This window comes from Acidovorax sp. AC410, from assembly GCF_979253235.1.
Window position 1 is genome coordinate 3,110,829 of the sequence record NZ_CEEDCG010000001.1, and the last position, 16,986, is coordinate 3,127,814.

The following is a 16,986-nucleotide window of genomic DNA, read 5'->3' on the forward strand; positions in this document are numbered from 1 at the left end:
TCGGGTGATGTAATTAAAAGTAACTGCTCACTGCAAGCACAGTGTATGCCCGGTCTGCGCATTGTGCGATGCGGGTAACCACCGCCCGGCCCGCCAACTGTCGGTTGCTTGCGACACAATGGCAACCATGGACAACACAGACATCCTGCGGGTGGCGACCTACAACATCCACAAAGGGGTGCAGGGCCTGGGCCCCGCGCGCCGGCTGGAGATCCACAACCTGGGCCACGCGGTCGAGCAGCTCGATGCCGACATCGTCTGCCTGCAGGAAGTGCGCCGGCTGAACCGGCAGGAGGCGAAGTACTTCCAGCGCTGGCCTGAGCTGCCCCAGGCCGAGTACCTGGCGCCCGAGGGCTACGAAGCGGTCTACCGCACCAACGCCTTCACGCGCCACGGGGAGCACGGCAACGCGCTGCTCTCGCGCTGGCCCGTGATCGGCCACCAGCACGAAGACATCTCCGACCACCGCTTTGAGCAGCGCGGGTTGCTGCACGTCGAGGTGGACGCCCATGGCCGCAAGATCCATGTGATCGTCGTCCACCTGGGGCTGATACCGGGCAGCCGTATCCGCCAGATCGAGCGGCTGCAGCGCTTCATCGAGCGCGAGATTCCCGCAGGCACGCCGCTGGTGGTGGCGGGTGATTTCAACGACTGGGGCCTGCAGGTCAAGCGCATGCTGGCCGGCTTCGGCCTGTACGAGTTCGAGGAGGCCCGTGCCTTCACCTACCCCGCGCGCCTGCCCCTGGTGCAGCTCGACCATGTCTACGTGCGCGGCCTCACGCCCCTGTCGCTGCATGTGCCGCGGGGCCGCATCTGGTGGCGCATGTCGGACCACCTGCCCCTCATCGCCGAATTCCGGCTCTGAATGTCACCCCTTGAGTCGCTTCGCGCTTTCCCCCTTGAAGGGGGACGCCCCCACTGCGGCGGGGCGGCCCTTGCACGGGGGCTCTGGCCCTGGCCGCGCCAGTTTCGCAGGCTGTGGGTGGCGCGCCACGCGGTGGAGCCGCTGCGTTGACTCTGTCGCGGGCTTTTACCGCCGACCACCGGGTGCGCCTGCTGCAGGGCGCGCAGGAACTGTTTCCCGCGCTGGTCGAGGCCATGGATGCGGCGCTCTCCGACATCCAGTTCGAGACTTACATCTTCGACTTCACCGGCAGCGGCGCCAGTGTGGCGCAGGCCCTGGAGCGGGCGGCCCGGCGTGGCGTGCGCACCCAGCTGGTGGTGGATGGCGTGGGCACGGGTGCGTTTCCGCTGGAGTGGACCGAGCGCTTTTCGGCCGCTGGCGTGCAGTTTCGCGTCTATTCGCCGCTCGGGCCGCTGGGCCTGCTGCTGCCGCACCGCTGGCGCCGCCTGCACCGCAAGCTGTGCGTGGTGGATGGCTGCATGCTGTTCTGCGGCGGCATCAACGTGCTCGACGACCTGCACGATCCCCATTTCGGCACACTGGCCGCGCCGCGCTTCGACTTTGCCGTGCAGGCCACGGGCAGCCTGGTGGCCGTGGCCAGCGACACCATGGACCAGCTGTGGTGGCGCATGCAGGCTGTGCGCGACATGCGCGAGCGCCGCCTGCCCGAGGCCCTGCAGGCGTTGCGCTCGGCCAGCGCCGCTCAGCATGCGGCCCAGGCGGCACAGGAGGGGCCGACCATGCGCGCGGCGCTGCTGCTGCGCGACAACGTGCGCAACCGCAGCCGCATCGAGCGGGCCTACCGCCGCGCCATCGGGGCGGCGCGGCACGAGGTGATCATCGCCAATGCCTACTTCCTGCCCGGCGGCAAGCTGCGCCGCGCGCTGCTGATGGCGGCGCGCCGCGGCGTGCGCGTGCGCCTGCTGCTGCAGGGGCGCTACGAATACTTCATGCAGTACCACGCGGCGCGGCCGGTGTATGGCGCGCTGCTCGAGGCGGGGGTGGAGATCCACGAGTACGCGCCGAGCTTCCTGCACGCCAAGGTGGCCGTGGTCGATGCGTTGGGCGAGCGGCCCTGGGCCACGGTGGGCTCGTCCAACCTCGACCCGCTGAGCCTGTTGCTGGCGCGCGAGGCCAACGTGGTGGTGGAGGACGCAGCGTTCGCTATCGACCTGCGCGAGCGCCTGGTGCAGGCCATGCAGCAGGCCGGCCGGCGCATGGAGCCGGCGCGCTACGCGGGCCGCCCGCTGCGCCAGCGTCTGCTCGATGGCGCGGCCTATGCGCTGATGCGCCTGGCGCTGTGGATTACGGGAAAGCGCTATTGAGCGCCATGCATCGATTTTTTGCTATATATATAGGAGCTATATGGTGATGTTCCATGGGCGATAGCTGCGCAAAACCTTTGCAAGGCGGCCCACCTCGATCACTGTTACGATGCCGGACATGTCCAGTCCCACTGCCGCCGATATGACGACCACCCCGCCGGACGAAGAAGGCACGCCCGTCTCCGTCAAGATCCGAGAACGCCTTGCCGCCGCGCGCAAGCGCTTCAACGCCAACGACAACATCGCGGCATTCATCGAGCCGGGCGAGCTGGAGAAGCTGCTGGACGAGGTCGAAGTGAAGATGCAGGGCGTGCTTGACAGCATGGTCATCAACACCGCGGGCGACCACAACACGCACAACACCGCGCGCCGCGTGGCCAAGATGTACCTCAACGAGGTGTTCAAGGGCCGCTACGTGGCGCAGCCGCCAATCACCGAGTTCCCCAACGCCGAGCACTTGAACGAGCTCATGATCGTCGGGCCCATCACCGTGCGCAGCGCCTGCAGCCACCATTTCTGCCCGGTGATCGGCAAGATCTGGATCGGCGTGATGCCCAACGAGCACACCAACGTGATCGGCCTGTCCAAGTACGCGCGCCTGGTCGACTGGGTCATGGGCCGCCCGCAGATCCAGGAAGAGGCCGTGGTGCAATTGGCCGACCTGATCATGGAAAAGACCCAGCCCGACGGCCTGGCCATCGTGATGGAGGCCAGCCACTTCTGCATGTCCTGGCGCGGTGTGCGCGAGATGGACAGCAAGATGATCAACTCCGTGATGCGCGGCGTGTTCCTCAAGGACCCCTCGCTGCGCCGTGAATTCCTGTCCCTCATCCCCGGAAAGAACTGACCATGCTCGTACGCCTGCTCTATGCCAGCCGCGCGGTGGACACCTCGCCCGCCGCCATCGAAGCCATCCTGACGCAGTCGCGCCAGCACAACCCGGGCAGCGGGATCACCGGCGTGCTCTGCTACGGCGGCGGTATCTTCCTGCAGGCCATCGAGGGCGGCCGCTCGGCCGTGAGCGACCTGTACGGTCACATCCAGCGCGATGCACGGCACCAGAACGTGGAACTGCTGCACTACGAGGAGATCACCGAGCGCCGTTTCGGCGGCTGGACCATGGGCCAGGTGAACCTGTCCAAGATCAACCACTCGATCCTGCTCAAGTACTCCGAGAAGCCCGAGCTCGACCCGTATGCGGTGTCCGGCAGGGTATCGTTCGCGCTGCTCGAAGAACTCATGGCCACGGCCTCGATCATCGGTAGAGCGTAAAAGGGCCGGGCCTGCCGGCCTGTCCGTCATTCCAGACACCCTGGCCTGGGCCGCAGCTGCCGACGCGCTGCGGCTTTTTGCATTCCTTTTTCCGCCTTCCCACCGTGACCCTCAATGCCTTCGGCCTCATCATTCTGGCGGGCCTGATCCATGCCTGCTGGAACATCGTGGCCAAGAAGGCGGGTGGGGATTCGCGCTTCGCGTTCTTCACCTCGGTGCTGATGATGCTGGTCTGGGCGCCGCTGGGCTGGTACCTCGGGCGCGATGCGGTGCCGCTGTGGGGCGCGGTGGAATGGGGCTTCGTGGTGGCCAGCGGGCTGCTGCACGTGGGCTACTTCGTCATCCTGCTGCGCGGCTACCGCAAGGCCGACCTCACGGTGGTGTACCCGCTGGCGCGCGGCTCGGGGCCGCTGATGTCGTCGCTGGTGGCCATCACGCTGCTGGGCGAGCGCATCTCGGCGCTGGGCGTGGCCGGCATCGCCGGGGTGGTGGGCGGGGTGTTTCTGATCGCGGGCGGCCCCGGCCTGCTGCGCGCTGCGCACGACCCGGCCGCGCGCGAGCGCGTACACAAGGGCATGTTCTACGGCCTGCTCACGGGTGCCTTCATCGCCAGCTACACGGTGGTGGACGGCTATGCCGTCAAGATCCTGCTGATGTCGCCCATCCTCGTCGACTACATGGGCAACTTCGTGCGCGTGGCGCTGCTCGCGCCCGTGGTGCTGCGCGACCTGCCCACCGCGGGCCAGCTGTGGCGCGCGCAGTGGCGCTTTGCGCTGTTGGTGGCCATGGTCAGCCCCGTGGCCTATGTGCTGGTGCTGTATGCGATGAAAGAGGCGCCCCTGTCCCACGTCGCGCCCGCACGCGAGGTCTCCATGCTTTTTGCCGCGCTGATCGGCGGGCACCTGCTGGGCGAAGGCGACCGGGTGGCGCGCATCTGCGGGGCTGTGCTCATCGCGGCCGGCGTCACTGCGCTCGCCCTGGGGTGATTCATGCTGCTCGGGTGCGACTTTTCGAGCAGCCCCACGCGCCGCAAGCCGGTGGTGCTGGCCCTGGGCCGGCGCGAGGGTGCGCGCGTGCAGCTCACGGAACTGGTGCGGCTGGAAACCCTGGCTGCGGTGGGCACCTGGCTGGCCGAGCCGCGCCACTGGGTGGGCGGGTTCGACCTGCCCTTCGGCCTGCCGCGCGAGCTGCTGCAGACCCTGGGCTGGCCGCTGCAGTGGCTGCCCAGCATGCAGCACTACCAGTCGCTCACCCGCGCGCAGATCCGCGATGCCTTTGCCGCCTTTTGCGACGCGCGTCCGGTGGGTGGCAAGTTCGCGCACCGCGCGACCGATGGACCCGCGGGCTCCAGCCCGTCGATGAAATGGGTCAACCCGCCCGTGGCCTACATGCTGCATGCGGGCGTGCCGCTGCTGCTCGATGCCGGCGCGCACCTGCCCGGCCTGCATGCCGGTGACCCCACGCGCGTGGCGCTGGAGGCCTACCCCGGCCTGCTCGCGCGCGAGGTGCTGCAGCGGCGCAGCTACAAGAGCGACGACGTGGCGAAACAGACACCCGAGCGCCTCATCGCGCGCAAGGACCTGCTGACCGCACTGGAGTTGGGGCAGACCCGCCTGGCCCTGCGCCTCAAACTCAGCCACGCCCAGCGCGACGCCCTGGTGGCCGACGCCAGCGGCGACAGCCTGGACGCCGTGCTGTGCATGCTGCAGGCAGGCTGGGCCGAGCAGCGCCATGCCCAGGGCGATGCGCTCTACGGCCTGCCGCCCGGCCTGGACCCGCTGGAGGGCTGGATCGTCACCGCGCCCATGCCCCTGGCGGGCGCAGGGGCGGCCACAATGGCGCCATGACAGGTGCTGCCACTTCCCTGCAGGCATACCGGCTGTGGGCCGGTGTGCTGGCCTGCACGCTCGCCGCGACGGCGGCACTTGCAGCGCCCGCCCCCTGGTTCTACTGGCGCAGCAAGGTCGATGGCGCCCGCGTTTGCGCCCAGACCTCGCCCGGCAGCGGCTGGCAGAAGGACAGCCCGGCCTACGACGGCCCCGGCTGCGCTCCGCGCCGCAAGGTGCTCATCGTGCCGATGCGTTAGCTAAACCTTCACTGCGGCTTCCTGCGGTTCGCCCAGCGACAGCATCAGCCGGTTGGCCCAGTTGAAGAAGGCCGCGCCGTGCAGCGCGTCCGAAATCGCAAAATCGTCCAGCCCCTCTTCGCGCAGCGCCGTGATGTGCTCGGTACCGAAATCGAGCGGTGTGTCCGTGAGCGCCACCGAGGTCTGTGCGATGGCGTTCCAGCGCGGGCCCAGGTCGGTGTTGGTGCCCTCGTCGAGCAGGCGCTGCACATCGTCCGCGCGGCCTGAGAAATGCGCCGCGAAGCGCGCGTGCACCGAGGCGCAGTAGATGCAGCCGTTGTGGCGCGAGGTGGCGGTGGCCGACAGCTCGCGCTCGGCGCGCGGCAGGCCGGCGTCGGGGTTGTAGAAGATGTCCTTGTCGGTGCGCGTGCGCGCGCCCAGGATGTCAGGGTCGCGCGCCAGCAGCATGAAGTAGGGCGACTTGGCGCGCGCTGCGTCCACCAGGCCGGCCAGGTGGCGGTCGGTCAGCTCGGCCTCGGGCAGGGGCGCGAGCCAGGGCAGCCAGTTGAGCTGCGCCTGCGTGAAGGCCACCGGCTCATTGTTGCCGGGGTGCGAAAGGGTGGTGTCGCTCATGCCTGCGTCTCCTCGTTGGACAGGGTGGCTTGCCCGCGTGGCGCGGGGGCAGCAGCCAGGGCACGCAGCCCGGCCACCACGCGGATCTGGAACGCCAGGAAGGCGACCAGCTGCGACAGGGTCACGATATCGGTCGTGCCCCAGCCCGCGTCGAGCAGCGCTTGCAGCGCGGCCGGGCTGGCGTCGCGTGGGTGGAAGGTGAGCAGGTGCGCGTGTTCGAGCGCAGCCGACAGCGGCTTGCCCAGCACGGCGCGCTGCACCTCGCCCACGGTGTAGGCCGGGCCGGCCTGGTCCTCTTCGCTCAGCGGGCCGGGCGGGTAGCTGCCATAGGGGCCGCTGGCTGCGCCGCGCACCACCTCGGCCGCGATGGCCTGGGGCACGCCGGGGCGGGCCTGGCGCGCGCCTTCGGAGGCCAGCGCGGCGTTGTAGAAGGCCGTGGCATCGGGCTGCTGGTGCAGGCCGGCCACGAAGGCTGCCACGGCCTGGCGGTCGGCCAGAGTGAAGCGGCTTCCTGGCAGCAACTGTGCTGGTTCGAAAAGGGCCAGGTGGCTTTGCTGGGCATGGGTGCGCGCCTGCAGGCGGTGGCGGCGGATGGCGTCGAGCCGGTCGCCCGGCTGGATGCCGGTGAGCAGGTCGATCACATCGGGCGTGGTGTCGTGGGGCTGGGTCATGCAGGCTCCGTGGTCGCTTGTTGGGGGATGACGGCGCGGGGCGCGGCCGTGGGCGGGTGCCGTGGCACCCAGCCCAGGGCGGGCGCGACCGCGGTGGCCGTGAGTTCGATGGAGCGCAGGATGGCTGCGTGCGGCGGGTCGATGGAGTGCACCTGGAACACGAGATCGGTCACGCGCTCGAGCGTGGTGTCGGCGCGCAGCGATGCGATCACGTCCTCGGGCGTGCCCAGGTGCACGTCGTAGGCGGCGATCAGCTGTTCCAGCGGTGCATCGGGGCCTAGCCGGGGCGCGGTGCCCGACTTGGTGGCCTGCGCTGCGAAGCGCGCGGCCGCGCGGCGCAGGCCGGTATCGGCCAGGCGCAGCGCCTCCTGCCGGCTCTCGGCCACGAACAGGCTGCGCGAGCCCACGATGCGTGGCGTGCTGCCCGCGGGCAGGGCGGCCAGGTAGGCGTCGACGATGGGGTTCTGGATCTCGGCCAGCGTGGCATGGGGCGCCTCGTCGGTGCGCGGCTGGGTGCGCGAGAGCATGAGCCCGTCGCCCGCCAGCCCGGCCCGTGTGCCCCCCGCCACGGAGAAGGTGGCCTGCCAGATGCGGCCCAGCAGTTGCCGGCCCGCGGGGTAGAGCGTGTCGCCGCCCGGAAGGGACTGGCCGGCCCAGGCTGTGCGCAGCACGGCCAGCTGCCGGTCAAAGATCGCCGAGCGATCCTCGCTGTGGAGGCCGAAGGCGGCGAACGACTTGGGTGTGCCGCCCGTGCCCACGCCCACTTCGAGCCGGCCGCCCGCGAGCAGGTCGAGCACGATGGCGTCCTCGGCCACGCGCACGGCGTTTTCCAGCGGCAGGGTGATGATGCCCGTGCCCAGCCGGATGCGGTGGGTGCGTGCCGCCACATGCGCCAGGAAGACCAGCGGCGAGGGCAGGCCGCCCTCGTGCTCATGGAAGTGGTGCTGCGCGACCCAGGCCGAGTCGAAGCCCAGGGCCTCGGCATGGGCGATCTGCTCGGCCACCAGGCGGTAGCGCTCGCCCGCCGGGGCGTCGTCAAGCAGCCTGCTGAAGAAGCCCAGGCGTTTCGGACCCGGCGTGGTGGTGGGTGTCGTGGGTAGGGTGGAGGGCACGGTTGTTGTTCCTTGGGGCGGCATGGCCGGGGATGGCGTTGATGAGTTCGCGCGTGTAGTCGCTGCCGGGCGAGAGGAACACGTCCTGCACGCGCCCGGCATCCACCTGGCGGCCGGCCTGCAGCACCGAGACGGTGTCCGCGATCTGGCGCACCACAGCCAGGTCGTGCGAGATGAAGAGGTAGGTCAGCGCGAGGTCGCGCTGCAGCTGGTCGAGCAGCGCCAGGATCTGCGCCTGCACGGTCACGTCCAGTGCCGAGACGGCTTCGTCGAGCACCAGCACCTGCGGGCCCAGCACCAGGGCGCGCGCAATCGCCACGCGCTGGCGCTGCCCGCCCGAAAGGGCGCGCGGCGGGCGCTGCAGCACGGCAGGCGGCAGGCCCACGCGCGCCAGGATGTCGTGCACGCGGCGCTCGCGCTCGGTCCGCGCGATGGGCTCGAAGTTGAGCAGCGGCTCTTCGATGATCTGGTAGACCGTCTGGCGCGGGTCCAGCGAGCTGAAGGGGTTCTGGTGCACCAGCTGGATGCGTCGTCGCACCTGGCGCAGCGCCTCGCCGCGCAGCGTGGTCAGGTCCACCCCCTCGACGAGGATGCGGCCCGCCGTGGGGCGCGCAAAGCCCACCACGTCGCGGATGGTGGTGGTCTTGCCCGAGCCCGACTCGCCCACCAGCGCATGCGTGGTGCCGCGGCGCACCTTGAACGAGACCTGGTCCACCGCGCGGAAAGGGGGCGTCTGCCCCGCCACGGGAAATTCGTGGACCAACTGGTCGACCACGATGGCGAAGTCCCCGCCATAGGCAGTGGCGCCCCTGGACGCCGGGCGAAAGGAGCCGGTCGAAAGCGAGGGCGCATCGGCCAGCAACTGGCGTGTGTAGGCGCTTTGCGGCGCGCGCAGCAGCGCCTGGGTAGGGCCCTGCTCCTGGATGCGGCCGCCCTGCATCACGACCAGGCGGTCCGCCCGGTCGGCCGCCACGCCCAGGTCGTGCGTGACCAGCAGCACGGCCGTACCGTCCTCGCGGCGCAGGTCGTCGATCAGGTCGAGGATGCGGCGCTGCACCGTCACGTCCAGCGCGCTGGTGGGCTCGTCGGCAATGATGAGCGCTGGTCGCAGTGCGATGGCGATGGCGATCAGTACACGCTGCTTCATGCCGCCCGAGAGCTCGTGCGGGTACTGGCGCGCGCGCAGCGCGGGCTGGGAGAGGCCCACGCGCTCGAGCAGCTCCAACACGCGTGCCGCGATGGCGCGGCGGTCGTCACGGCGGTGGATCTTGAGGATCTCGCCCACCTGTTCGCCCACGGTGCGCACAGGGTTGAGCGAGCTGGTCGGGTCCTGCGGGATCAGGCTCACCACGCTGCCGCGGATGCCGTCCAGGCGCTTTTGCGGCCAGCCGGCGATGTCGGTGCCGTTCAGGCGGATGGCGCCGTGCTCGAGCCGGCCGTTGTCGGCCAGGAGGCCGATCACGGCCTGTGCCGTGGTGGTCTTGCCCGAGCCCGACTCGCCGACCAGCGCCACGACCTCGCCGGGCGCGATGGAGAACGAGACGCCGTGCACCACGCGCTGCGCGTGCTGCTGCTCGTCGTGGTAGGCAATGGCCAGGTCCTCGACCTCGAGGACCGGCGTGGGGCGGGGAGGGCTGGTGCTCATGGGCGGCCTTTCGCGATGGCCGCGCTGATGCGGTTGGCCGAGAGCACCACGGCCACCACGACCACGCCGGGCACGGTGGTGAGCCACCAGGCGGTGGCAATGTAATTGCGCCCCTCGGCGATCAGCAGGCCCCATTCGGGCGTGGGCGGCGGCGCGCCGTAGCCCAGGAAACCCAGCGTGGAGATGGACAGGATGGCCGAGCCGAACTGCAGCGCCGCCATGGCGATCACCGAAGTCAGCGAATTGGGCAGCACATGGCGCCACAGCACGGCACTGAAGCGCCCGCCGCTGCCGAAAGCCGCCTCCACGTACTCGGTGCGGCGCACGCGCACCACCTCCGAGCGCACCAGCCGCGCGAAGGTCGCCACCGAGGCCACGCCCACGGCGATGGCCGCGTTGATGGTGCCAAAGCCCAGGATGATGATGATGGACAGCGACAGCAGCAGCGGGGGCACGGAGAGCAGCACGTCCACCGTGCGCATGAGGGCGTCGTCCACCCAGCGGCCCACCGAGCCCGCGACCAGGCCCAGCAGCGTGCCCAGCACCAGGCCCACGGCCACGGCCACGAAGGCGCCCGAGAGCGAGTGCACGGCACCATGCACCACGCGGGCGTAGACGTCGCGGCCCAGGGCGTCGGTGCCCAGCCAGTCCGCGGCGCTCGGGCCCTGCAGCTGGTGGCCGGCCGTGCCCTGGATGGGGTTGTGGCCCGTGAACAGGCCCGGCACCAGCGCCCACAGTGCCACCAGGGCGATCACCGCCCAGGCGAGCAGCAGCGTGGGCGGCGTGGCGCGCAGCGCGCGGGTGCTGCGTGCCAGGAGCGACGCAGGTGCCGCGTGGGGCGCCGAGGATACGGGCGATACCGCGGCAACGCGCTGGAGGACCGGTGCGGCCGAGGAGGGTGCGGGCCCTGCCAGCAGGCCTTCGCCTGCGGTGTGTGCGTGGGTGGTCATGGGTCAGGTTCCGGGGGCGTGGCGCAACCGTGGGTCGAGCACCGGGTAGAGCAGGTCCACGGCCAGGTTGATGAGCACGAAGGCGGTGGCCGAGAACACCACCACGGCCTGCAGCACGGCGGTGTCCTGGTTGCCCACCGCCTGCTGGGTCAGGCTGCCCAGGCCGTTCAGGCCGAAGACCGCCTCGGTCACCACGGCACCGGCCAGTAGCTCGCCGAAGAGCACGCCGGCGATGGTGAGCGTGGGCAGCAGCGCATTGCGCGCCACGTGCTTCCAGAGCACCCAGTGGCGCGTGGCGCCCTTGGCACGCGCCACCGCCACGAAGGGCTGGGTGAGGACCTCGTCGATGTTGCGCAAGAGGATCTGCGCCAGCGGCGCCGAAATCGGGACGGCAAGGGTCAGCGTGGGCAGTACCAGACCCTCCCAGCGGCCGGGGTTGATCACCGGGATCCAGCCCAGGCGGAAGGACACGACCTGGATCAGCATGATGCCCAGCCAGAACACCGGCACCGAGACGAACAGCGAGGGCAGCGACTGAAGGGCCGAGCGCAGCCAGCGCAGCGGCGCCAGCTGCGCCGCGAAGGCCAGCGCCACGGCCAACAGCAGGGCCGTGGCAAAGCCGAAACTGGCCAGCCGCAGGGTGGGTGGCAGGTTGGTGGCCAGGCCCTGGCTGACCGGCACGCCGGCCTGCACCGAGTAGCCGAAGTTGCCCGTGAGAAAGCCGGTGAGGCTGTGCAGGTACTGGCGCCACACGGGCGTGTCGGCCCCATAGGAGGCGCGGATGTCCGCGATCTCCTGCGGTCCCAGGGCGAACTCGGGACTCAGGAACTTGATCAGGATCGCATCAGCTGGCAGCAGCTGCAGCAGCACGAAGGAGGCCGTGAAGGCCGCCCAGAGCACCAACAGGGCCTGGCCGATGCGGCGTGCGAGGTAGGGCAGGTTCATGCTCGTGTCCCTGGCAGTGCAGGTTGTGTTCAGGGCTGCTTGCTGACCCAGGTGCCGTAGAAGCTGGGGCGGCCCACGGCCTCGAAGCCCACGTCACGCACCCAGGGCGCGCCGGCAAAGGCCTGGGGTTCCTCGAACACCGGGATCACATAGGCCTGGTCGATCAGGTAGTTCTGCACCTCGCCCGCCAGCGCCAGGCGCCTGGCCGGGTCGGTCTCGGCGGCGATGGCGTCGAGCAGGCCGTTGAGCTTGTCGTCGACGAAGCCCTTGACCTTGCTGCTCACCCCGCCTTTTTGCAGCAGCACGTTGCGGTTGGTGGGGTAGTAGTTGCTCTTGATCACGTCGGGATCGGCGCGGCCGACCATGCCGGGCGAGACCGGGGTCTTCTCGGGGTCGAGGTTGTCCACCGTGCGGCTGCCGCTGTCGCCGGCCAGCACGTTGAGCTTGACGCCCACCTTGGCCCATTGCTGGGCGATGAGCTGCAGGGTCTCCTTGTTCTGCGGCTGGGGCAGGGATTCGTAGGCCGCGAGCACCAGCTCCTTGCCGTCCTTCTGGCGCAGGCCGTTGGCGCCCAGGGTCCAGCCAGCCTCGTCCAGCAGCTTCTTCGCGGCGGCCTCGTCGTAGGCCAGCTTGGCCGACAGGTCCACATAGCCGGCCGCCGTGGAGGCAATGACCGACTTCGCCTGCGGGTAGTTGGCCGAGAACAGGGTCTGCACGATCTCCTGGGTGTTGGTGGCATGCAGCAGGGCCTTGCGCACCTTCACATCGGCCACCAGGGCGTTGTCGGGGCGGAAGACCACGCTGTTGTTCACACCGCGCGTGGAGGGTGCGTAGACCTGGAACTTCTGCTCCTGCACGCGCTTTTCGTCATAGGCCTGCACCTGGCGGATGAAGCCGGCCTGGCCGGCCAGCAGCGCACCGATGCGCACGCTGTCCTCGGGCGTGACGATGAACTTGACCTCGTCGAGCCGTGCGCGGCCCTGCTGGGCCAGCTTGGTCGGGCCCCAGGCGTATTCCTTGCGCGCCGAGAGCGTGAGCTCCTTGCCCAGGGTTTCGCTGGTCACCACGAACGGACCGGAGCCGATGATCTTGGTCGCGTCGCCCAGCTCCTCGAAGGGCCGCGCCAGCGTGGCCAGCGACACCAGGCCCGAGCCGATCACCGAGGTGCCCTGCAGGAAGCCCGGCGAGGGCTTCTTGAAATAGAACTTCACCGTGAGCGGGTCCACCACCTCGCTCTTGTCGTAGTTGTTGATGACCTCCGAGACCGGCAGCTTGAGCTCCTTGTTGCCCAGGCCGTAGGTGTCGAAATTCCTGGCCACCGCGGTTGCGTCGAGCGGCGTGCCGTCGGAGAAGCTCACGCCCTTGCGCAGCTTGAAGGTGTACTCGGTGGCAGTGGCGTTCACCTCCCAGGATTCGGCGATCCAGGGCTGGATCTCCAGCGTCTTGGGGTCCTGGTAGGTGAGCTTGTCGGTGATCTGGTTGAGCACACCGCCGTTGGGGTAAAAGCCCCCGGCCGGCGGGTACAGGTTGGTGTGCGCCTGCTGCTCCAGGTACACGAGCGTGCCGCCCTGCACGGGGCCGCCCCCGGCTGCTGCGGTGGATTCCGCTTGCTTCTTGGAGCAGCCGGCCAGCAGCGCGCCGAGCACCAACACCGGGATGCCCACGGCAGCCCAGCCCAACGATTTTTTCAGGGGAAACACGTTCATACCTCGTCGCCGCAACGGCAGTCAAAATGGCCTGGAAAACACCGCGACCCGCCCTATGGCGCGGACCCGGTTCACGCATTTCATGGTAGCGACGCTACATAAACGTATCGGTATATAAAGTAGGATCGTTATCTGAAAAACGAGGGTTGGCGCCGCGGGGCGGCATATCTGAAATGCGCATAAGCGCGCTCGGTTTTCTGGCTTCCCAAGCGGGTGCGGTGGCCCGAACAATGGCCTGACCGTCCGTGATCCGCCCGATGTCAGCGGCGGCGCGCACGCATTGGAGAACCGCCGAGCCATGACCCATCTGAACGACTACCTGGCCGAGAAGCGCGCCGCCGTGCTGGCGCGCCAGACCGCCATCGACGCGGGCACCGCCCAGCCCGCCGCCTTGAAGGCGCGTGTGAGCGCCGAGGGCCGCAGCGGTGTGCGCCGCCTGCGCATCCGCGACCACCAGGTCATCAGCGACAGCCCGCCCGACTTCGCGGGCTACAACCTGGGGCCGAGCTCGCCCGAGCTGCAGCTCGGAGTGCTGGGTACCTGCGTGACCCATATCTTCCTGATCCACGCGGCCGAGCGCCAGGTGCCGCTGGAGAGCCTGGAGGTCGAGGTCACGGGCATCATCGACCCGCGCGGCGGCAAGCCGGGCCACGAGGCCACGCCCATCTGGCCGCACGAGATCGCCTACACGGTGCACATCGACTCGCCCGCGAGCCGCGCCGACATCGATGCCCTGTTCGAGGCGGTGGAGCGCAACTGCCCCATCCTGAACCTGTTGCGCAACCCGCAGACCATCCGCGCCGAGGTGAAGCTCACCAACTCCAAGGCTGCGGCACCTGCCGCCGCACTGCAAAGCGAAGAGGCGGTGGCCGCATGAGCGCAGGTACTCCCGCCCAAGTCCTGAGCTTGCCGCTGGACCATGTGGTCATCGCGGTCAGCGACCTCGACAAGGCCATCGCCGACTACCAGGCGCTGGGCTTCAACGTGCTGCGCGGTGGCGACCACCCCGGCCGGCCCACGCACAACGCGCTGGTGGTGTTTGCCGACGGCAGTTACTTCGAGCTGATCGCCTGGCGCGAGCCGGCGCCCGCCGACCGCTGGTGGCAACTGCTGCAGCAGCATGGCGAGGGCATCATCGACTTTGCCTTGCTGCCACCGGGCACCGCCACCACCGTGGCCGCTGCCCAGGCGCGCGGCCTGGCGCTGAGCGGCCCGCACGACGGCGGCCGCGTGCGGCCCGACGGCGAACAGCTGCGCTGGCAGACGGCACGCCCGCCCTCGCACGACCTGCCCTTTTTGTGCGGCGACCTCACGCCGCGCACGCTGCGCGTGCCCGAGGGCGATGCACGCGTGCATCCCAATGGCGCGCTCGGTGTGGCCAGCCTGTCCATTGCCGTGCATGACCTGCCCGCCAGCCTGGCGCGCTATCGCGCCTTGCTGGGCGAGCCACCGCAGGGGGCTCCGGCCAGCCATGCGAGTGCGGCGGTGGACCTGCCGCACAGCGACGTGCAGGTGGCGCTGGTGCGCGCGGGTGCCTCCACCCTGGTGCTGAGCGCGCCACGCACCGAGGTCGGTCCGCTGGCCCGGCACCTGGCCACACGCGGCGAGGGGCCCTATGCGCTCGTGCTTGCAGGGGCCCAAGGTGCCACGCAAGTGCTCGATCCGGCACTCACGCACGGCGCCCCGATCCGGTTCTGAGCCGAGCCGGCAGCCCCGGAGCGCGCTGCCATGACCCGTTGCCAGCGCTTTCAGGGAAAGCACTGGCAGGGGACTTGCTTGCAATACTGTGCATGCATTCGATAATGGACGGGATGACCGAACTGATCTTGATACGCCACGGCGAAACCGACTGGAACCGTGAACTGCGCTTCCAGGGCCAGGTGGATGTGCCCCTGAACGCCACCGGCCACGAGCAGGCGCGCCGCCTGGCCGAGCGCCTGGGGGCCGAGCGCCTGGCGGTGGACCACCTGGTCTGCAGCGACCTCATCCGCACCCGCCAGACGGCCCAGCCCGTGCTGGGCGCCCTGTTGCCGCAGCTGCACATCGACGACCTGGTGGACGCCAGCCTGCGCGAGCAGAGCTTCGGCCTGGTCGACGGCATGCGCGTGGACGACATCAAGCTGCAGCATGCCGACGCCTGGGAGAACTGGCTGCGCTTCGACGCCGATGGCGGCATGCCCGGCGGTGAGACCACGCGCCAGTTCCATACCCGGGTGATGGATGCGGTGCGCCGCCTGGCGCAGGAGCATGCGGGCAAGACGCTGATGGTGGTGACCCATGGCGGCGTGCTCGACATGGTCTGGCGCACGGCCCGCGGCGTGGGCCTGCACGGTCCGCGCCAGAGCGACATCCCGAATGCCGGCTTCAACCGCGTGCGCCTGGATGGAGATGCCATCGAGCTGCTGCACTGGGGCGACGTGCGCCACCTGGCGGACCTGCCGCCGCAGCCGGTGTATGACCAGGCCAAGCTGCTGGTCACGGAAGGCAGCACGCAATGATGCGGATTTGCCTTCAACCGTATGACGTCGTTGGTTCGCCTTGCCGTGCTACAGCACTGTCTGCGGCTCCCGCCTAGTCATACGATCGAATGCAAATCCGCATGAGCCTGCCGCGCGCTGGAGCCATCAGGCTCCGGGCAGGGTGATGTCGATCTGTCGCTCGTTCGCCTGTACCTTCACGCCCAGGGGCTGGGCCAGCCGCAGCAGTGCGGCCAGGTCCAGCGCCGGAGGCCGCGCGGGGCCTCCTGCCTCGGGTGGGGGCAGAAAGTCCTGCGACGCGGTCGAGGTGCCGTGCGAGCGGACCCGCACGCCGAGGGCGCCCACGGGCTCCACCGTGACCTGCGCGGGCGCCGGGCCGGGCTGCTCGGCCAGGTGGTAGATGGCGGCCAGCACCAGGTACAGCAGCGTGTGCGGCACCTTGGCATCACCCTCCCAGCCGGCCGCGTTCTCGGCCAGAGGTTCCATCTCGGCACCGCGCACCATCAGCATCGGGCGTGCCAGTTCCACCGCTTCGCGCGCCAGCTCCAGCACAGTATGGCGGTCGTTGATCTGCAGGTCCCACAGCCGCAGCCGGCGGATATGGCGCGAAATCTCGTTGAGTTGTTCTTCCAGCTGTTCCACGCGCTCCACGGCCTGCTCGGGTGCCATGTCACCCTGGCCCAGGCGGCGCTTGAGCAGCATGGTGCCCATGCGCATCACCGACAAGGGGCTGGCCACGTCGTGCCGCAGCACCGGCATGGCACGCATCAGCACGGCATGCTGCAGACCGGCATCCGTCAGCTCCCGTTCGTGGTCGGGCACAGGGGGCGCAGATTTCTGGGCAGGCATGGGGTGGAGGGTTCGGGTGGAGGTGCTCAGGGAGCGGGAGGTGCCTGCAGCGCGGCGGCGCAGCGCGCCAGCAGCGCATCGAAGGCGTCGAAATCGAGCGGCTTGCCCAGGATGTAGTCGAACACGCCCATCTGCCCCGCCGCCGTGCGGGCGTTGCCCGAGGCCATGCCGGTGATGGCGATCGCAAAGCAGGGGCCGCCGCCGTGCGCAGCCACGCTTTCGCGCAGCAGCGGCACGAGGTCCGAGCCGCTCATGTCCGGCAGGTTCTGGTCCACCAGGAAGATCTGCACCGGCTTTTCGCGGGCCAGCGCCAGGGCGCGGGCCGCGGTAGCGGCCGTGCGCACGGCATGGCCTTCCATGGACAGCAGTTCTTCCAGGAGTTCGGTGGCGTCCTGGTTGTCGTCGATGACGAGGATCTCTAGCGGCATGGTG

The 16,986-nt window shown here is 69.6% G+C and carries 19 protein-coding genes; 10 read left to right on the forward strand and 9 right to left on the reverse strand.

Annotated elements, in window-relative coordinates:
• The first annotated feature begins 127 nt into the window (after positions 1-127).
• From AC0IZS_RS14480 to AC0IZS_RS14510, 7 genes are all read left to right on the forward strand, one after another.
• A complete protein-coding gene (locus tag AC0IZS_RS14480; RefSeq protein ID WP_471636239.1) occupies positions 128-865 on the forward strand; it encodes an endonuclease/exonuclease/phosphatase family protein in 738 nt (245 codons plus the stop codon).
• Between the two features lie 146 nt (positions 866-1,011).
• Complete coding sequence (gene clsB / locus AC0IZS_RS14485) at positions 1,012-2,229, forward strand: cardiolipin synthase ClsB (RefSeq protein ID WP_471636240.1); 1,218 nt, start codon at positions 1,012-1,014, stop codon at positions 2,227-2,229.
• Positions 2,230-2,347: 118 nt separating this feature from the next.
• Positions 2,348-3,076: a GTP cyclohydrolase I gene (folE, locus tag AC0IZS_RS14490; RefSeq protein ID WP_471636241.1), complete on the forward strand. Its 729-nt coding sequence runs from the start codon at positions 2,348-2,350 to the stop codon at positions 3,074-3,076.
• 2 nt (positions 3,077-3,078) lie between these two features.
• Complete coding sequence (locus AC0IZS_RS14495) at positions 3,079-3,501, forward strand: BLUF domain-containing protein (RefSeq protein WP_007855842.1); 423 nt, start codon at positions 3,079-3,081, stop codon at positions 3,499-3,501.
• A gap of 104 nt (positions 3,502-3,605) precedes the next feature.
• Entirely contained in the window at positions 3,606-4,487 is an 882-nt protein-coding gene (locus tag AC0IZS_RS14500) for a DMT family transporter (protein ID WP_471636242.1), read from the forward strand.
• Between the two features lie 3 nt (positions 4,488-4,490).
• Positions 4,491-5,348: a DUF429 domain-containing protein gene (locus tag AC0IZS_RS14505; protein WP_471636243.1), complete on the forward strand. Its 858-nt coding sequence runs from the start codon at positions 4,491-4,493 to the stop codon at positions 5,346-5,348.
• Positions 5,345-5,587 carry a hypothetical protein gene (locus AC0IZS_RS14510; RefSeq protein WP_471636244.1) on the forward strand — a complete coding sequence of 81 codons (243 nt, stop codon included), beginning with the start codon at positions 5,345-5,347 and terminating at the stop codon, positions 5,585-5,587. The genes AC0IZS_RS14505 and AC0IZS_RS14510 overlap by 4 nt, the downstream gene beginning before the upstream one ends.
• Here the strand turns inward: AC0IZS_RS14510 and AC0IZS_RS14515 are convergent, their stop codons facing one another.
• From AC0IZS_RS14515 to AC0IZS_RS14545, 7 genes are read right to left on the reverse strand one after another with little or no spacing between them, the layout of a single operon-like run.
• On the reverse strand, positions 5,588-6,199 hold the full coding sequence (locus AC0IZS_RS14515) for an alkylhydroperoxidase domain protein (RefSeq protein ID WP_471636245.1): 612 nt from the start codon (positions 6,197-6,199) through the stop codon (positions 5,588-5,590).
• Positions 6,196-6,870, reverse strand: a complete 675-nt coding sequence (locus AC0IZS_RS14520) for a CMD domain protein (RefSeq protein WP_471636246.1) — start codon at positions 6,868-6,870, stop codon at positions 6,196-6,198. The genes AC0IZS_RS14515 and AC0IZS_RS14520 overlap by 4 nt, the downstream gene beginning before the upstream one ends.
• Complete coding sequence (locus AC0IZS_RS14525; RefSeq protein WP_471636247.1) at positions 6,867-7,982, reverse strand: putative FMN-dependent luciferase-like monooxygenase; 1,116 nt, start codon at positions 7,980-7,982, stop codon at positions 6,867-6,869. Before AC0IZS_RS14525 ends, AC0IZS_RS14520 begins: the two co-directional genes overlap by 4 nt.
• Positions 7,906-9,627, reverse strand: a complete 1,722-nt coding sequence (locus AC0IZS_RS14530) for a dipeptide ABC transporter ATP-binding protein (protein ID WP_471636248.1) — start codon at positions 9,625-9,627, stop codon at positions 7,906-7,908. Before AC0IZS_RS14530 ends, AC0IZS_RS14525 begins: the two co-directional genes overlap by 77 nt.
• Positions 9,624-10,577, reverse strand: a complete 954-nt coding sequence (locus tag AC0IZS_RS14535) for an ABC transporter permease (RefSeq protein WP_471636249.1) — start codon at positions 10,575-10,577, stop codon at positions 9,624-9,626. Before AC0IZS_RS14535 ends, AC0IZS_RS14530 begins: the two co-directional genes overlap by 4 nt.
• Positions 10,578-10,580: 3 nt before the next feature.
• On the reverse strand, positions 10,581-11,522 hold the full coding sequence (locus AC0IZS_RS14540) for an ABC transporter permease (protein ID WP_471636250.1): 942 nt from the start codon (positions 11,520-11,522) through the stop codon (positions 10,581-10,583).
• A 29-nt stretch (positions 11,523-11,551) separates the two neighbouring features.
• Positions 11,552-13,228, reverse strand: a complete 1,677-nt coding sequence (locus AC0IZS_RS14545) for a TIGR04028 family ABC transporter substrate-binding protein (RefSeq protein ID WP_471636251.1) — start codon at positions 13,226-13,228, stop codon at positions 11,552-11,554.
• A 298-nt stretch (positions 13,229-13,526) separates the two neighbouring features.
• Between AC0IZS_RS14545 and AC0IZS_RS14550 the strand changes: the two genes are divergently transcribed.
• From AC0IZS_RS14550 to AC0IZS_RS14560, 3 genes are all read left to right on the forward strand, one after another.
• A complete protein-coding gene (locus AC0IZS_RS14550; protein WP_471636252.1) occupies positions 13,527-14,105 on the forward strand; it encodes an OsmC family protein in 579 nt (192 codons plus the stop codon).
• A 23-nt stretch (positions 14,106-14,128) separates the two neighbouring features.
• The gene (locus tag AC0IZS_RS14555; RefSeq protein ID WP_471639530.1) at positions 14,129-14,926 is read left to right on the forward strand and encodes a VOC family protein; all 798 of its coding nucleotides are present in this window, start codon (positions 14,129-14,131) and stop codon (positions 14,924-14,926) included.
• Positions 14,927-15,039: 113 nt separating this feature from the next.
• Entirely contained in the window at positions 15,040-15,726 is a 687-nt protein-coding gene (locus AC0IZS_RS14560; protein WP_471636253.1) for a histidine phosphatase family protein, read from the forward strand.
• A gap of 126 nt (positions 15,727-15,852) precedes the next feature.
• Here the strand turns inward: AC0IZS_RS14560 and AC0IZS_RS14565 are convergent, their stop codons facing one another.
• A complete protein-coding gene (locus AC0IZS_RS14565; RefSeq protein ID WP_471636254.1) occupies positions 15,853-16,554 on the reverse strand; it encodes a hypothetical protein in 702 nt (233 codons plus the stop codon).
• Positions 16,555-16,580: 26 nt separating this feature from the next.
• Positions 16,581-16,982 (reverse strand): response regulator, encoded by a 402-nt coding sequence (locus AC0IZS_RS14570; protein WP_471636255.1) that lies wholly within the window; start codon positions 16,980-16,982, stop codon positions 16,581-16,583.
• Positions 16,983-16,986: the final 4 nt, after the last annotated feature.

What these genes read in the sequence shown, in the direction of transcription:
- AC0IZS_RS14560 (WP_471636253.1), top strand. Translation starts at nt 15,040, where the DNA reads ATGACCGAACTGATCTTGATACGCCACGGCGAAACCGACTGGAACCGT.
- folE (WP_471636241.1), top strand. Translation starts at nt 2,348, where the DNA reads ATGTCCAGTCCCACTGCCGCCGATATGACGACCACCCCGCCGGACGAA.
- AC0IZS_RS14515 (WP_471636245.1), bottom strand. Translation starts at nt 6,199, where the DNA reads ATGAGCGACACCACCCTTTCGCACCCCGGCAACAATGAGCCGGTGGCC.
- AC0IZS_RS14565 (WP_471636254.1), bottom strand. Translation starts at nt 16,554, where the DNA reads ATGCCTGCCCAGAAATCTGCGCCCCCTGTGCCCGACCACGAACGGGAG.
- AC0IZS_RS14530 (WP_471636248.1), bottom strand. Translation starts at nt 9,627, where the DNA reads ATGAGCACCAGCCCTCCCCGCCCCACGCCGGTCCTCGAGGTCGAGGAC.
- AC0IZS_RS14495 (WP_007855842.1), top strand. Translation starts at nt 3,079, where the DNA reads ATGCTCGTACGCCTGCTCTATGCCAGCCGCGCGGTGGACACCTCGCCC.
- AC0IZS_RS14545 (WP_471636251.1), bottom strand. Translation starts at nt 13,228, where the DNA reads ATGAACGTGTTTCCCCTGAAAAAATCGTTGGGCTGGGCTGCCGTGGGC.
- AC0IZS_RS14550 (WP_471636252.1), top strand. Translation starts at nt 13,527, where the DNA reads ATGACCCATCTGAACGACTACCTGGCCGAGAAGCGCGCCGCCGTGCTG.
- AC0IZS_RS14520 (WP_471636246.1), bottom strand. Translation starts at nt 6,870, where the DNA reads ATGACCCAGCCCCACGACACCACGCCCGATGTGATCGACCTGCTCACC.
- AC0IZS_RS14505 (WP_471636243.1), top strand. Translation starts at nt 4,491, where the DNA reads ATGCTGCTCGGGTGCGACTTTTCGAGCAGCCCCACGCGCCGCAAGCCG.
- AC0IZS_RS14570 (WP_471636255.1), bottom strand. Translation starts at nt 16,982, where the DNA reads ATGCCGCTAGAGATCCTCGTCATCGACGACAACCAGGACGCCACCGAA.
- AC0IZS_RS14535 (WP_471636249.1), bottom strand. Translation starts at nt 10,577, where the DNA reads ATGACCACCCACGCACACACCGCAGGCGAAGGCCTGCTGGCAGGGCCC.
- AC0IZS_RS14510 (WP_471636244.1), top strand. Translation starts at nt 5,345, where the DNA reads ATGACAGGTGCTGCCACTTCCCTGCAGGCATACCGGCTGTGGGCCGGT.
- AC0IZS_RS14540 (WP_471636250.1), bottom strand. Translation starts at nt 11,522, where the DNA reads ATGAACCTGCCCTACCTCGCACGCCGCATCGGCCAGGCCCTGTTGGTG.
- AC0IZS_RS14480 (WP_471636239.1), top strand. Translation starts at nt 128, where the DNA reads ATGGACAACACAGACATCCTGCGGGTGGCGACCTACAACATCCACAAA.